The organism is Sporosarcina sp. ACRSM (genome assembly GCF_022346545.1).
Taxonomy (GTDB): Bacteria; Bacillota; Bacilli; order Bacillales_A; family Planococcaceae; genus Sporosarcina.
In genome coordinates, this window is record NZ_JAKRNU010000012.1 from 40,019 (window position 1) to 54,655 (window position 14,637).

General features: G+C 46.7%; 15 protein-coding genes. 2 read left to right on the plus strand and 13 right to left on the minus strand.

The window, feature by feature from the left end:
- Window positions 1-20: 20 nt before the first annotated feature.
- The 13 genes from MHZ95_RS17110 to MHZ95_RS17170 all read right to left on the minus strand — a co-directional run bounded on the left by MHZ95_RS17110 (window position 21) and on the right by MHZ95_RS17170 (window position 12,840).
- Window positions 21-668 (minus strand): hypothetical protein, encoded by a 648-nt coding sequence (locus tag MHZ95_RS17110; RefSeq protein ID WP_239392005.1) that lies wholly within the window; start codon window positions 666-668, stop codon window positions 21-23.
- A gap of 167 nt (window positions 669-835) precedes the next feature.
- Window positions 836-1,591, minus strand: a complete 756-nt coding sequence (locus tag MHZ95_RS17115; protein WP_239392006.1) for a prepilin peptidase — start codon at window positions 1,589-1,591, stop codon at window positions 836-838.
- The gene (locus MHZ95_RS17120; protein WP_239392007.1) at window positions 1,588-2,271 is read right to left on the minus strand and encodes a pilus assembly protein PilO; all 684 of its coding nucleotides are present in this window, start codon (window positions 2,269-2,271) and stop codon (window positions 1,588-1,590) included. The genes MHZ95_RS17115 and MHZ95_RS17120 overlap by 4 nt, the downstream gene beginning before the upstream one ends.
- On the minus strand, window positions 2,264-2,878 hold the full coding sequence (locus tag MHZ95_RS17125; protein ID WP_239392008.1) for a PilN domain-containing protein: 615 nt from the start codon (window positions 2,876-2,878) through the stop codon (window positions 2,264-2,266). The genes MHZ95_RS17120 and MHZ95_RS17125 overlap by 8 nt, the downstream gene beginning before the upstream one ends.
- Window positions 2,879-2,882: 4 nt before the next feature.
- Window positions 2,883-3,833: a type IV pilus biogenesis protein PilM gene (gene pilM / locus MHZ95_RS17130; protein WP_239392009.1), complete on the minus strand. Its 951-nt coding sequence runs from the start codon at window positions 3,831-3,833 to the stop codon at window positions 2,883-2,885.
- Window positions 3,834-3,893: 60 nt separating this feature from the next.
- Complete coding sequence (locus MHZ95_RS17135) at window positions 3,894-4,313, minus strand: prepilin-type N-terminal cleavage/methylation domain-containing protein (RefSeq protein ID WP_239392010.1); 420 nt, start codon at window positions 4,311-4,313, stop codon at window positions 3,894-3,896.
- Between the two features lie 127 nt (window positions 4,314-4,440).
- The gene (locus MHZ95_RS17140) at window positions 4,441-5,652 is read right to left on the minus strand and encodes a type II secretion system F family protein (RefSeq protein WP_239392011.1); all 1,212 of its coding nucleotides are present in this window, start codon (window positions 5,650-5,652) and stop codon (window positions 4,441-4,443) included.
- Window positions 5,653-5,654: 2 nt separating this feature from the next.
- Window positions 5,655-6,692 carry a type IV pilus twitching motility protein PilT gene (locus tag MHZ95_RS17145; protein ID WP_239392012.1) on the minus strand — a complete coding sequence of 346 codons (1,038 nt, stop codon included), beginning with the start codon at window positions 6,690-6,692 and terminating at the stop codon, window positions 5,655-5,657.
- Window positions 6,693-6,703: 11 nt separating this feature from the next.
- Window positions 6,704-8,362 (minus strand): GspE/PulE family protein, encoded by a 1,659-nt coding sequence (locus tag MHZ95_RS17150; protein WP_239392013.1) that lies wholly within the window; start codon window positions 8,360-8,362, stop codon window positions 6,704-6,706.
- A gap of 14 nt (window positions 8,363-8,376) precedes the next feature.
- Window positions 8,377-9,681, minus strand: coding sequence for a G5 domain-containing protein (locus MHZ95_RS17155; protein ID WP_239392014.1), 1,305 nt, complete (start codon window positions 9,679-9,681; stop codon window positions 8,377-8,379).
- Complete coding sequence (locus tag MHZ95_RS17160) at window positions 9,671-10,099, minus strand: hypothetical protein (protein WP_239392015.1); 429 nt, start codon at window positions 10,097-10,099, stop codon at window positions 9,671-9,673. Before MHZ95_RS17160 ends, MHZ95_RS17155 begins: the two co-directional genes overlap by 11 nt.
- Window positions 10,100-10,307: 208 nt before the next feature.
- Window positions 10,308-11,543: a GGDEF domain-containing protein gene (locus MHZ95_RS17165; RefSeq protein ID WP_239392016.1), complete on the minus strand. Its 1,236-nt coding sequence runs from the start codon at window positions 11,541-11,543 to the stop codon at window positions 10,308-10,310.
- A 79-nt stretch (window positions 11,544-11,622) separates the two neighbouring features.
- Window positions 11,623-12,840 carry a bifunctional folylpolyglutamate synthase/dihydrofolate synthase gene (locus MHZ95_RS17170; protein ID WP_239392017.1) on the minus strand — a complete coding sequence of 406 codons (1,218 nt, stop codon included), beginning with the start codon at window positions 12,838-12,840 and terminating at the stop codon, window positions 11,623-11,625.
- Between the two features lie 62 nt (window positions 12,841-12,902).
- Between MHZ95_RS17170 and MHZ95_RS17175 the strand changes: the two genes are divergently transcribed.
- Both MHZ95_RS17175 and MHZ95_RS17180 read left to right on the plus strand, forming a co-directional pair.
- Entirely contained in the window at window positions 12,903-13,769 is an 867-nt protein-coding gene (locus MHZ95_RS17175) for an ATP-grasp domain-containing protein (RefSeq protein WP_239392018.1), read from the plus strand.
- Window positions 13,766-14,590 carry an ATP-grasp domain-containing protein gene (locus tag MHZ95_RS17180; RefSeq protein WP_239392019.1) on the plus strand — a complete coding sequence of 275 codons (825 nt, stop codon included), beginning with the start codon at window positions 13,766-13,768 and terminating at the stop codon, window positions 14,588-14,590. Before MHZ95_RS17175 ends, MHZ95_RS17180 begins: the two co-directional genes overlap by 4 nt.
- Window positions 14,591-14,637: the final 47 nt, after the last annotated feature.

Here is a 14,637-nt window from a genome sequence, read left to right on the forward strand (position 1 = left end):
ATTCAGAACATTTCCTGTCGTTAAAATGTAATTTTCACACAGTTGTCCGGAGAAGAATAATGGGATAACAGATGAAGTTTCACCACATGCAAATCATTCGAAAACGCCGTAATGGCGGTAATATTCTTTTTGAACTCCTGCACTTTCTCATCATCGCTTTCACCATCTTGAACAGTCGCCAAATTTTTAATTTGACTCAATTCTGTTCCATTCAACACTTCCCACAATTTACCGGCACCATCCGCGCCGCAAGTAGCTAGTTCAGCAGTGAACGCTTTGCGGAAAGTACCTTCGCTCTCGCTCGGGTCAATATCGCTTTCCCGCAAGCCGACCGCTGTCCATACATAATATTGTTCACCGACTTGCATGACGGCCGCTTTCGCCAAGGACGGATCTTCCGCGATAAATTGCGATGCAGCGTCCGCGGACGTAAAGACACCATGCTGTTTCGCAAATAAACGCACAGGCTTTTCAGCGTCCGGCGCTGAAACTTGAGCGGGAGCCGGACCAGCAGTCGGCACTTCCTCACTGCCGGCCACAGAGCCATCCTTCCCTTTCATCCCCATAAGCAATAAGCCGATGACGGCAACTCCCGCAACCCCGATCAAGACCCCGTGGAGCATCGCCATGAGGACTGTCACTTTCGAATAACGTCTTCCAAATTTCATTGCTGACCACCCCGTTTTCTATCTAGCTTTCACACCCGGATGGGGAAGCAAACCGATTGCCCATCCTCTATTTCCCTTCCAGGCGCTGCGCTTTTCCTATAACCGTAACAGAGTGGACATGAAAAAGAACAAGACGTCTGTCGCCTTGTCCAAAGAAATTTTTCGACTCAAAAAAGTAAATTGCCATACCATCCGACAAGATGGGCACCCCAGAAATAGGCGATGACAGCCGCTACAGCAATCGATGGACCGAATGCGACCGGCGTCTTGCGCCCTTGTCCAGTGCGTTTCAATACAATTACCCCTACAATAGAACCGATGAGCGCAGCTAAAAATAAAGTGACGAGCGTTTGCATTGTCCCGAGCACGAGACCGATGACGAAAAACAATTTAATATCTCCGCCGCCCATACCGCCCTTCGATACGACCGCAATGAGAAACAACACCAGAAAGCCCACAACAGCCCCTACGATGCTGTCCCACCATGGCCCCAACGGAACGAACAGCCGAATGACAAACAGTAGCACAGCGAACGGCAGCAGCACTTTATCAGGGATGAGCATATACGCAATATCCGACACCGTAATGATGACAAGAAGGGACATGAAGAGGAGAGCTACAACCAGCTCCGCGGAAAACCCAAGCTGATAGTAAGACAAGGCAAATAAGCCCCCAGTCACAAATTCCATAAATGGATACAGCGGACTAATTTTCGACCCGCATCCCCTGCATTTCCCTTTCAAGAAAACATACGAAAAAATCGGGACGAGATCGAGCGCTCCTAATTTTCGGTTACAAGTCGTGCAATGGGAGGGCGGCGAAACGATCGATTCCTTTTTCGGCACACGCAATCCGACAACATTGAAAAAAGAGCCGAAGACGATGCCGTAAAGGAAAAATAACATTAAATAGAAGATGGTCATGAATCAGTCCCCCTTTTTATACCCTCATTGAATGGCGTTGGATCGTATTTCCCTTCAGAAGGAGGCGCATCGATTTTCGGGACTTCGCGCTGCAAGTCGACGAGATCCGGGCGATAAAATGCACTAAACGTGATGGTCATTTGCATGGAATCCTCATTTGTCGATTCGTCGCGGACTTCTTCCGGCGCCGTGAAATGGATGGCATCGACGATCAAAATTCGGTCCATCTGTTCGATCTCCTCGATAAACCGCTCGACTTCCAAATAGGAATCCGCTTCTAAATGCACTTCTGTCGAGAGCCGATGAGCACGCTCGACTTGTTCGGATGCATTTGTTGGGACAAATTCCTCCGGTGTAAAACGGATGTCGTGCACAGCGCTCTCCGATTTAATTTCAGCCTTGGTGATTTCCAGTAAGACAGCCTCTTCCAATGGCTTGACGGGAACTTTGCGCTGTAAGGACTGTGAACTAGATGTATCTGTTTGACCGCTTGCCGCTTGTTGTTTTCGTAAGGCAAACAACACTTCTCGCTCACTGGACAACATATTTTTCACCTGTTCATTTTGCTCTTTCACCGGGGCATAGACGTTGAAATAGGTATACGCCGAAAGCGCAAGGAAGAAAATAGAAGAAAGGAAGATCAGAATCATTTCTTTTTGGCGTTTGGTCAAACTAGTCATCCAGCATCCCTCCTTCTTCCGTTTCCTCACTTACATCCTCTTCCGTAATGGATCGATCATCGACAAATTCTAGTGAATAGGTCGCGATATAACGCGGCAATAGATCCGTAGCATTGCCCCCCTCCGAATCATCTGCAACGGTTACCGATTCCAATGTAACATTCGAAATGGAAGACGATGCTTCCAATCTTGCAAAATAATAAGCGGCATCTGGCTTCGTATCGAATTGGACAACGACCGACGCCAAATGAGGGCTTGTGAAATCAAAAGATTGGAAAAAACCCCGTTTCGGCAACAGCTGGATCAGATCATGCAATAACGGGACCGTATCGTATTGATACGCTTCTGCCCATTCGACAGTAAGCGCGAGCTGTTTTTTCGAGTCCTCTGATTCAGAGCGGCGGATATCCGATCGAATCGCTTCCTGGCTCGCTTGCACGGATTCCAGCTGTTGTTCCAACGTCACCGTCTCTTTTGTAAGATTATTCGTGATCATGAAAAAAACAACCCAAAAAAGAACAGCTGCACCGATTATTGCCAGTGCAGCCACAAGAAGCGAAGAGCGCTCCCTCTCTTTTTCGGGCAATAGATTGATATCGACTAACATTGCTTCACTTCACCTCTTTCAGCGCCAGTCCAATCGTCCGGTTGAATCTTGCCGGAATTGCATCACCTGTCGCGAGTTGCAAAGGTTCTTTCAACAGCGGCATCGCCTCGATCGACAACTGCCCTCGGATCAGGGTGAGTAATGCTTCCATATTCGCATACTCGCCATTAACGAACAGATGGGTGATACCCGCCGTACCGTTCCATAGATTATAACGGTAAAAATTGATCAGCTTTTCCAGCTCCATCACGATTGTCGTCGGGGTTACACGCTGTTCCTGTATCGTTGTAACGACGGCCAAATCCGCCGAGTTTTCCAGTTCCACAGGCCGCATGAAAAGCGGATAATGCGCATGAAAAATGGAGACGGTCAGCTTGTCCTCGTGTAAATCCGCAAGCAGGACATGCTCTTCTCCTGTTAAAGGATATTGTGTAAAAGCGAGCCGATACAAAGCAAGCGGTGCAATATCTGCAATGATTGGATCCAATTTCACGTCTTCTAAAACCTTTTCATAACCATTCAAGACACTTTCTTTCGAGGCGATCAGGATCGCTTCATTCGTTTCAGTATTCGGTATGTATGGCACAACATCAAAGACAGGATCATCGAAAGGCAAATAAAGCGTCGAGCCGATTTCGATAAAAAAATGCCCTTTCAATTCGTCTTCCAAGAGATCATCGGGATACGGCACCTTTCGGATAATGACATATTGATCCGGCGCGAGGAACTGGACGGATCGTCTAGCAATTCCCCACTCCTTCACAACCCCGTCCAAAATCATCGCAAGTGTCTCCGCATCGACAATCTTCCCTTCGACAACAACACCCGGAGGAAGAGGCACTTCCTCCGCAACATCGATCACGAGTGGATCCGCCGTTTTCAGCCGGACAAACCGGATCGCCTCTTCTTCAATTGTCAAAGATGCCGTACGCTTGCGGCGAGTGAATAGGGACATGGGGTCAACTCCTTAAAACATGTTTGCTATTTCTGAAATTATACTATATAAACTTCATTATTATTTATTTCCCATTAAAGTATTCAAATTTTCTTCTGTCGAAGTATTACTGCTTATATTTTCAGATAATCTAACATTTTTTATGTTTGCAAATTCGGAATATGTGACTGACCATACATCCCCAGTTTTAGAAACAGAATATGTGGCAGTACTATCTATCCCCTCAACAAACCCCGTTAAGTCTGTTTGTACACAGCTTGTATCACTTGTACAAGCCCCATCTATCATAGCCAATTTCGCACCTGTTAGTATACTTGATGCGTCTGCCAAAATCGCTTTATCTTTCGTATTACTAATAACATTTCCAATCGCAGGCACTGCAATCGCCGCAATAATCCCCAAAATAACAATAACCGCCAATAGCTCAACGAGTGTTAAACCTTTCTCGTTTTTCAATCGTTTTTGTAACCATTTTTTCATTTCCTATTCCTCCTAATTATTCATTCTTCTAATAGTGTTTCAATACAATTATACCTAATCTATTGAAATATGAAACTAGGAAAGCTTAAAACTATCCGTATTTTTTACTATAAATTGAAATTCTCCCTTACAATCCGTCTATATCATTGAAGATTTCAAACATCGGCATTAAAATAGAAAGGACTATAGTCCCTACTAACCCTGCCAAAAGGACAATCATCAAAGGTTCGATTAGTGCTTTTAAGCGTTCGGTTGCGGCTTCCACTTCTTTTTCGTAAAAATCGGCGACTTTGGCCAACATGGCATCCAATGACCCGGTCTGTTCACCGATAGCGATCATATGGGGAATAAGCGGTGGAAAGGCCCAATGCCCATGCATCGGCTCCGTCAACGATCCGCCCCGCTCCAATGAGCTTCTCGATTTAGCCATGACCCGTGAAATGACTTCGTTTTCCACGACTTTCTCCGTCATCGTCATCGCCTGCAAAATTGGGACCGAGCTGGAGAACAATGAGCTCAATGTCCTCGTCATCGTTGCAAGAACGGATTTTTTCATAATGTCACCGAAAATCGGAAGCCGTAATAGAAAACGATCCAGCAAGTACTTGCCTTCCCGATTCCTGCGTAGCATCCAGATACCAAGCACGATAAGAGCTACAAAAATAATAAACACATACCAATAGTGTAAGGCAAAATCACTGGCATTAATGACAAAGCGCGTCAGCCAAGGAAGCTCCCCTCCGAAACTGGCAAACATATCGACAAACATCGGGACGATCGTCGTCAATAAAAAGATGACCACGCCGATAGACAGTATTCCGACAATGATTGGATAGGATAATGCAGAAACGACTTTCTGTCTCAACAGATGCGCTTTTTCATAATGTTCGGCAAGGCGATCGAGTGAGTCATCGATCGTCCCGGACATTTCACCCGCCCGAATTAAATTGACGACGAGCGGTTCGAACGCTTTCGGATGTTTCGCAAGAGCTTCTGATAACGATCCACCACCCCGCAAATCATCATGAACGGTAACAAGAATTCGTTTGAACGGTTTCGACTCCACTTGCAAAGAGAGGATCCGGATCGCATCAAGTATTGTCACACCCGCCCGCAACAACGTGGAAAATTGCCGTAAAAACATGATGAACTGATCCCGTTTCACCGGCTTTCCGATGACAATCTCTTTTGTCCATGTCGTTTCCGCTTGTTCCGTCAAATTCTTCACACGGATGCCTTGGCTTTTGAGTTTCATCGCCGCTTCCCGTTTATCCGCCGCAACGATGACGCCGGTTCTGATGGAGCGGGCATCCCGGCCTTCATATTTGTATCTCGCCATTGTCAGTCAACACCTTCAAGGTACGGTCTAGCCGTTTCATACGTGATGATCCCTTGATCGAGAAAGCTTTGCACGGAGGAAGCCATCATATGCATGCCTGCCGCCCGGTTCGTCTGAATGACATTCGGGATCTGGTGTATTTTTTCGCTGCGGATCAAATTGGAGATGGCCGCATTGTTGATCATCAATTCGGTTGCCGCCCTTCTCCCTTGCCGATCCGCCGTCTGGAAAAGACGCTGAGAGATGACCGAAGTCAAGACGCCCGCAAGTTGGACACGGATTTGTGACTGCTGCCCATGTGGAAAAACATCGATGATCCGGTCAATCGTAGAGGCGGCGCTCCACGTATGCAATGTCGCCAAGACAAGATGGCCCGTTTCCGCTGCTGTAATCGCCGTCGAAATCGTCTCCAGATCCCGCATCTCCCCGACAAGAATGACATCAGGGTCCTGCCGAAGCGCTGCCCGCAAGCCGTCTGCAAAAGAATGTGTATCGAAACCGATTTCCCGCTGATCGATGATGGATCTACCATGCTGATGCATATACTCGATCGGATCTTCCAATGTAATGATATGTTTCCGCATATTTTCGTTCATATAGTTAATCATCGAGGCAAGCGTCGTCGACTTCCCCGATCCTGTAGGCCCTGTCACAAGAACGAGTCCTTGTGGGGTAGCGGCTAAAGATTTCAATGTCTCCGGCAATTGCAGATCGTCAATAGTCGGAATGACTGTCGGGATCGTCCGGAAAGCGAGCGACACTGCACCGCGTTGTTGAAACGCGTTTACCCGGAAGCGCGCGGCCCCTTGCACTTCATAGGAATAATCGATTTGGCCTTGCGCGACGAAATCCGGATACATTTTTTCGGGGATCGTCCACTCGGCGACCGCTTGCGTGAATGCGACATCGACTGTCTCTTCCCCGTACCGCTTCAAATTCCCATGAATGCGGAATATCGGCGGCACGCCTACTGTCAAATGAACGTCAGACGCCTTCAATTGGGACGCCGCAAAAAGCAGCTCATCAATCTTCATTTTCATCTACAAAACTCCTATTCGATCAAGGCGACGCGCAACACTTCTTCTGTCGTCGTAATCCCTTGTTTCACTTTCAATAAGCCATCATCAATCAAGAACACCGTCTTATTGCGAATGGCAATTTCCCTTAAATCCGCAGAAGAGCCGCCATTGTGAATGACTTCCCGCATCGCATCATCCAATACGAGTACTTCATGGATCGCAATCCGTCCGCGGTATCCCGTCATATTGCATGCGGGACAGCCCTTCCCGCGAATAACCTTCTCGATAGCGAGCCCCCGTTTTGCAAAAATCTCCTTTTCACGCCCAGATGCCTCCATCTCCCGCCCGCAGTCACGGCACACCCGGCGAATCAACCTTTGGGCGATAACCGCATTCAAAGATGATGTGACGAGAAACGGTTCGACTCCCATATCCAATAATCTCGTAACGGAAGCGATGGAATCATTCGTATGGATCGTACTAAGCACGAGATGGCCTGTTAATGAAGCTCGGATGGCGATTTCAACCGTTTCCCGGTCTCGGATTTCCCCGACCATGACGACATCGGGATCCTGTCTCAAAATCGCCCGGAGACCTGCCGCGAAGGTCAAGCCGACATTCGGGTTCACTTGTATTTGATTGACCCCTTCGAGCTGGTATTCAACCGGGTCTTCAACTGTGATAATATTCACTTCTTCTTGATTCAACTGATTAAGCGCTGCGTAAAGCGTCGAAGATTTTCCGGAACCAGTCGGACCGGAAATCAGGACGATGCCATTCGGCTTTTTGATCTGCTCTTGAAACCGCTCCAAATTGAGCCGGTTAAAACCGAGCTTCGTCATATCATTCAAGGAACTGCTCAAATCTAGAATACGCATGACGATCTTCTCGCCGAAAACCGTCGGCAATGTCGACACCCGCAAATCGATCGGGCGGAAATCGACTTGCGTTTTAATGCGGCCATCTTGCGGTACACGATGTTCCGTAATATCGAGGTTCGCCATGATTTTGATACGTGCACCGATCATCCCTTGCATATGCTTCGGCAAATACCGCTCCGTCTTCAACAAGCCATCAATTCGGAAGCGAATGACGACTTGATGCTCTTGTGGATCGAAATGGATATCACTCGCCTTTTGAGTGACCGCCGAGGACATAAGCTGATTGACCAAACGTACGACCGGCGAATCCAAATCCGTCAATTCATCTTGCGGCTCTGCTTGATTCGTTGTCTGCTCGATGAAAAGTTCATCAAACGACTCTTCATCATAGTATTTGGATATCGTCCGCAAGATGTCGTCTTTGGACGCAATGGCCGTTTCAATATGAAAGCCCGTCGACAGACGCAAATCATCGACCGTTATATAGTCCATCGGATCGGACATCGCCACAAACAATCGATCGCTTTCCACTTTCAACGGCACAAGTAAATTGCGTTTCGCGAATTCCTTCGGCACAACGTTGAACAGTTTCGGATCGAAAGGATATCTGAACAAATTGACATGCGGAATCCCCAACTGGAACTCCAGCACTTCAATCAATTGCTGTTCTGTAATATACCCACGTTGCAGCAGTAAATCACCAAGTTTTTGATCACGCGGTTTGTCTGCAAGCGCCGATTGGAGCTGTGCATCCGTTATCAGACCCGACTCGACAAGCAAATCACCGAGTCTTTTTCTTGTGGTTGCCAACGCACATCCCTCTTTCAGTTAATGATGTTTCCGCCTTTGTCGTATTGAACTTCTTCCGTCGGTTCGCTATCGTTTTCCTTATCCGGAGCGCCTCCCAATTGATCGGATTCGGAAGATGGTCCGTTTTCTTCTGGATTCTCGATTCCATCAGGTGGGTTATCAGCATCTTGTTGGTGATCTTTTTCCAACGCATGCAGTTCGATTCGAGGCTGCGGTGCATAGAAATCCGAAGAAATCCATTCATCCGCCAATTCCACACCTCCGTAGGCAATCAATCGGCTTACGGATACTTCTATTCCTTCTTTCCCCTCGTCTTCCACACGGACTTGCCCAGCTGGTATGAATGCGCTAAATTGACGGACCGTTTTCGGTTGATACGTTTCTTTCCCTGTCGTATAGGGTGTATATTCATAAAGCAAAGGCATGCCCGTCAATGACGTATGAATCGTGTTGCCTGTTAACGTAACATGCAATGTAAACGCCGATTTATTCGGATTCGTAAAGCCGAAATTCACCCCGAGCGACTGATTGATCGCCGCTTCGAACCCCGGCTCAACAGCAGGCGATAATCGATTTCCGATACTTCTTTCGTCTACTTCAAAGTTCGTCTGCAAGACTAAGGCATATAAAGTAGAGGCCAACAACGTCAGTTCCTCATCTGCAACCGGTCTGACCCCTTCCTCTTGCATTTTATCCAGCAATGAAAAAGAAGAAAACGAGTCCATTTCAGTGCCATCCAATGCACGGATCAACTGTTGTAGCGAACGCGACGGATTTTGCACGACCAGCGATGAAGAAGCGATTTCCTCCTCTTTCCATTCTGGGTATTCCATATAATCGGTTATGTATACGGTAAGTGGCATGATGCCCGCCCCAAGCTCTTTTTCAATGCCTGTAGCAATGGAGCGGAGACTGTCTTCATCGACCTCAACAGATGCAAACTGTTGCCTCAAAACTGTACGCAACCCATCAACGGACACGATCGCCACAATCGGATTTTCTTCTCCCGATTTTGCCCGTTCTATCGTTTGCTCGGCATCCAGTCGAACCAATTCCTCCGGCAACGCGACAACCGCGTCCTGATATGCCAAATTAACGGAGAACGCCGACTGCAACTCATTAAAGCCGGTTGTGAGCTTTTCCGCCGCCTCCCGCTCTTTCTGGTTGGAAATATCATACGGACCGACATACGTCTGGTCATCAAAAAACGTAGTCGAAGCTTGGCTGAAAGCGAGTGCTCCAAACGTGGATATGCCGTAAAAAAATAGCGTAGCTGCCAAAACTGCGATAAATGTATTCAAAATTCCTTTATTCCCCATTCGAGTGCCGCCCTTCTCCTTCTTTCCTACCAGGCTGTTCTGCAACTATCCAACGCGCCAAATCTTCCTCAATTCGCTGAAGCGTATTTTCCTCTTTCGCTTCTGTTGTGACCGCCACTTCCTCCATGCCCACTTTTTGCCTCAAATCTGATGCGGTCGAACGATTCACTTGATTGCCATTTGCCGTTTTCTTCATCCGCTTATCCAATAAGACCGTTATGAGGAAAACGAGCCCGAATAGTACAGCGACAATCGAAATGAGTTCGAATAAGTTCTGCATCAATAGGCCGACTAGCGCAATAAGAAACCCGGAAACACTGGCTGTTAACACCCATTTTTCAACTTTGTGACGCTTCATAAGAATGAATAACAAAGGAAAGACGATCACCGCAGCCAAACATAATATGAGGTATTTCAAACTTCTGTCTTCCTTTCTATGAAGATTTAACCCTAACAACAAGACTAATGAACTAGAATCCTTAGATAATGATACTCTATTATGTACAAAAGAATGTGATCCTATTACTATTATCATAAATTCTCATCTATTTGTCACTATTCATTTACCAACAAAATAAAAAGACCGCTAAACCGGTCTTCCATGTCCATTCCCTATTTCATCAAACTCAAACCTGTCGCATTTGTTCATATCCATACACGCCAACTCGATTGCGTCCCGCCCGCTTTCCGCCCATATACAACGCACGATCCGCATTCCGTAATAATCCTTTGGCATCTTCGACATCTTCAGACACCGTTGCAACGCCAAGACTGATAGTCATTCGTATATCCAACGGTTCACGCGTTTCGCTGAGATCGGAAACAATCCGAAACGTCGTGGACGCCACTTCACGCCTTAACATTTCCGCCATGTCCACCGCATCCATCGCTCCGATATCCGGCAAAACGAAGACAAACTCTTCGCCACCATAACGGGCAACCGTCGTACCAGGAAACACATAGGTTTGAAGAATGGCAGCCAGCGCAATCAATAAGTCATTGCCACTTTGATGTCCGTACGTATCATTGATCGATTTGAAATGATCGATGTCCAATATGATCACAGATAACTTCGAAATTTCCCCGGTCCGCAAACGGGATACCTCTTGCTCCAAACATGCATCGAGATGCCGGTAATTATATAGCTTCGTCAACGCGCAACGTTCGCTTTTCGTCATCGCCTCTTCCATATAGCGTGCCTTTTCAACATTCACCGTAAAATAAGTGCAGAGGATATCCAAAATTTTTAACTGATAATGTTTAAAGGCGAATTTCTTTTTGCTAGCCAATAAAACAACCGTTTCGATCTTCTGATTACGGCTAATTGGTACACAAATGACGCTTTGCATATCATCCGGCGAATACCCTTTCGATAGTGTTTCCCATTTGTTGCGCTTGTGATAATTGACCGGCTGCTTCCATTCAAGAACCATTCCTGCAATTCCTCGACCCGCTGCCATATTTGCAAAATTGTTATCGACAAATCGCCCTTGCTCGTAAGAACGGATTAATTCCAACCATCCATCTTGATGGTCGAATAAATACGCGTAGTCTGTTTTGAAAAATCCTGACGTTTCAACCATAAACTGATCGATCACCTTTTCTTCAGTGAGCAAAGCGGACAATCTCCCTCCTACTTGCACCGCCCGCTGCAAATCACGATTCAGTTTCCTTGAATGATCATAGAAGTTTGTAATGATTGGGAAGAGGACAGAGAAAAACCCAGCTAAGCTAAACAGTGCAATATAGAGACCGTTCACTTGTCCAGGCGGATTATTCCATAAAATCGCGACTACACCTGGCGGCACGATCAATAGCCATAAAAGTGTCAGCAATAGAGCAGATCGTCTTTCCCTTTTCATGCCATCCGTCACTCCCAATCAATTCATTCGAAAAGATAGACCGTATAAGAACTGTAGCGAGTTATCTGATTGGAATCATTCATCCTTTTAAATAGTCTCTTATACCCGATAACAGATACAGTGAACCCGTGACTATTTTCTTCCTATCATTACTTGCATCTAGCAACTTCGCTTCATTGATTCCGTTCACCACTTCTTTCACCTTATGCTGACAATAGCCCATCAATTCCTCCCCCGATGCCGCGCCTGCATGTGAAAACGATACAAACGTGAAAGAAGACGCAACGGGGATCAGTTCATTGAGTGTCTGCTCGATATCCTTCCCTTTTAACATTCCAATGACAAAGTCCACTTTCTCGCCCGGAAATTCCGAACGGATCGTTTCGGCCAATCGGTTCGCGGCAGCCGGATTATGAGCGCCATCAACGAAAACGCCCGGCGCGATCTCTTCAAAACGATGGGCAAGTTGGACAGTGGCGATGGCTTGTTGCACTGCCCGCTGTTTCAGTTGAATTCCCGCTACACGTAATGATTCAATGGCCACGGCCGCATTCACTCCTTGATGTTCCCCTTTCATCTTCCTTTCTTCTAACTGGATCGTTTCAGCACTGATGAATCGATTGCCTTCCATCTTGAAATGCTCGCCATAGATGTAGAGCGGGCTCTCTTTGCCATTCGCCACTTGACGGACGACCGCTTGCGCTTCCGTCGGCAAAGGGCCGATGACAACTGGAACCCCTTCTTTTATAATGCCTGCTTTCTGCTCTGCCACTTGCGTAATCGTATCGCCCAAAAACGCAGTATGGTCCAGCGCAATCGATGTGATGACGGAAACGATCGGCATGACGACATTGGTACTATCCGATTTCCCGCCCATGCCCGTTTCCAATAGCACATAATCTGGCTGGAGTCGCTCAAATGTCAGAAATGCCGCAACCGTCAACAATTCAAAATTGGTCAGCAGTCCACTCAAGCCCGCTTCTTTCATCGTTCGGAACGATTCATTCAGCTCCGCTTTCGTAATCGGTTCGCCGTTGATACGGATCTGATCATGGATATCGATCAGAGCAGGTGATGAAAAAACACCTGTCGAGAAACCCCGTTCTTTCAAAATCGCCTCCATAAACGCAATCGTCGACCCTTTGCCGTTCGTCCCGGCTACATGGATGATTCGCCCTTTCTTCTCCGGATGGCCGACAGCCACCAACGCCTGTTGGATCGCCTTCAATCCCGGTTTAATAGAATCATCACTCATAATTCCCCATCGTTCTTTATATTCATCCAATTTCGGAATCAAATCTTTCCCTCCATATGCTAAAATCTAGATAGAAAGAGTATATCATGGCCGGAGGTTTCTATATGCACAGTTGTTGGGTGATTTATAATGGCAGTCTGATTAGCGATAAATTCAAAGATCAGGCGGAGTTAGTGAAAGAAGCGGCGGAACGCGTAGGCGTCCATGCCGAGCTGAAAAAAAATTATGAAGTGATGATGGACTTGGCGAGCCCACTGGAAAAGCGGCCCGATTTCATCGTCTTTCTCGATAAAGATATTTTACTTGCACAGTTTTTAAAGAACGCAGGCATTCCCGTATTCAACGATCCTGCCGTGATTGAAACTTGTGACAATAAAGCGAAACAATACCTTGAATTGGCCAAGCATGACATCCCGATGCCTGAAACGCTTATCGCCCCGAAAGTGTATCCGAAATTCACCATCAAGGATTCCGGTTACTACGAGCGCGTATTGGAGCGCCTTGGATTGCCGATGATCATTAAGGAAGGTCATGGATCATTCGGCATGAAAGTGTATTTAATAGAAACGGAAGAGCAGTTTTATGCGAAAACGGATGCATTACGAGGCGTGGATTTTGTCTTCCAAAAATTCATCGCCTCCAGCAGAGGACGGGATATCCGCGTGAATATCGTCGGCGGAGAAATTGTCGCGGCGATGTACCGGCATTCGGAAACGGATTTTCGGGCGAATATTACAAATGGTGGCGTTGCTGAACAGATCGAACTGACAGCAGAGCAGAAAGCACTTGCCGTCCGGGCAGCGGAGGCGGTCGGTGCAGAATTCGCCGGCGTGGACTTGCTGTTTGGCGAGAACGAAGAACCGCTCGTCTGCGAAGTGAACGCAGCCGCCCATATCCGCAATCTATATAATGTGACAGGCGTCAATGTCGCCGATGCGATGATTGCTTATATTTTGAGGAAACTCGGATGAAAGGCTATGTGTATTATGCAAAAGAAGAATTAGTGAGGAATCGGGGATTCATTGATGATTTGATGGTGGAATCAGAAAAAATCGGGATTGACTTACACTTGCTTGTCGAAGACGAACTTCCGGATGCCGATGCGGATTTCATTTTATTCCGTGATCGAAATCCAGAGAAAGCCGTATCTTTCGAACAGAACGGTTTCCACTTGGTGAACCGAGCGCAAGTAAACGACATTGCAAATGATAAATTAAAGACATTTGAACTTGCTATCCTGCTAGGCGTTCCAGCGGTTCCGACAAAAAAAGTGCGCTCTGAGAACGATATCAATACGTTTCCTTGCGTTTTGAAAACGATCGATGGTCATGGTGGGACGGAAGTGATGCTTTGCAACAATGAGGCAGATGCGGGAACTTTTTTCACACAATTTAGAGGACGTTCCATAATCGTCCAACCATACATCGAATCAAATGCGACAGACGTCCGGGTTTTCATGCTTGGACAAGAAGTGCTCGGTGCCGTGAAACGTTCTGGAAACGACTCATTCAAATCGAATTACACACTTGGCGGCTCTATCGATAAATACACTCTGTCTAATTGGCAAGAAAAAGAAGTGACAACGATTGCCCGCGCTTTGAAAAGTGAATACATCGGTATTGATTTTCTTTTATTGCCGGACGGCAGCTGGCTGTTGAATGAAATCGAAGACCCCGTCGGCGCGCGATCATTGTACAAGACACATGATTTTTCAGTGGCGGAGAGATTGATAGAGCATGTGAAGAGAAAGTTAACAAAACCCAAATCCGGACAGCTGTTGCAAATCCATTGAACGATTGGAAGTTGATGGAAACCAGTGAGGTTGGTATAGTTTTTAAA

Bases quoted from the DNA above. Each gene is read 5' to 3' on its own strand.
- pilM (WP_239392009.1), bottom strand. From the start codon at position 3,833: ATGTCCCTATTCACTCGCCGCAAGCGTACGGCATCTTTGACAATTGAA.
- MHZ95_RS17120 (WP_239392007.1), bottom strand. From the start codon at position 2,271: ATGACTAGTTTGACCAAACGCCAAAAAGAAATGATTCTGATCTTCCTT.
- MHZ95_RS17110 (WP_239392005.1), bottom strand. From the start codon at position 668: ATGAAATTTGGAAGACGTTATTCGAAAGTGACAGTCCTCATGGCGATG.
- MHZ95_RS17125 (WP_239392008.1), bottom strand. From the start codon at position 2,878: ATGTTAGTCGATATCAATCTATTGCCCGAAAAAGAGAGGGAGCGCTCT.
- MHZ95_RS17175 (WP_239392018.1), top strand. From the start codon at position 12,903: ATGCACAGTTGTTGGGTGATTTATAATGGCAGTCTGATTAGCGATAAA.
- MHZ95_RS17115 (WP_239392006.1), bottom strand. From the start codon at position 1,591: ATGACCATCTTCTATTTAATGTTATTTTTCCTTTACGGCATCGTCTTC.
- MHZ95_RS17165 (WP_239392016.1), bottom strand. From the start codon at position 11,543: ATGAAAAGGGAAAGACGATCTGCTCTATTGCTGACACTTTTATGGCTA.
- MHZ95_RS17140 (WP_239392011.1), bottom strand. From the start codon at position 5,652: ATGGCGAGATACAAATATGAAGGCCGGGATGCCCGCTCCATCAGAACC.
- MHZ95_RS17155 (WP_239392014.1), bottom strand. From the start codon at position 9,681: ATGGGGAATAAAGGAATTTTGAATACATTTATCGCAGTTTTGGCAGCT.
- MHZ95_RS17135 (WP_239392010.1), bottom strand. From the start codon at position 4,313: ATGAAAAAATGGTTACAAAAACGATTGAAAAACGAGAAAGGTTTAACA.
- MHZ95_RS17180 (WP_239392019.1), top strand. From the start codon at position 13,766: ATGAAAGGCTATGTGTATTATGCAAAAGAAGAATTAGTGAGGAATCGG.
- MHZ95_RS17145 (WP_239392012.1), bottom strand. From the start codon at position 6,692: ATGAAAATGAAGATTGATGAGCTGCTTTTTGCGGCGTCCCAATTGAAG.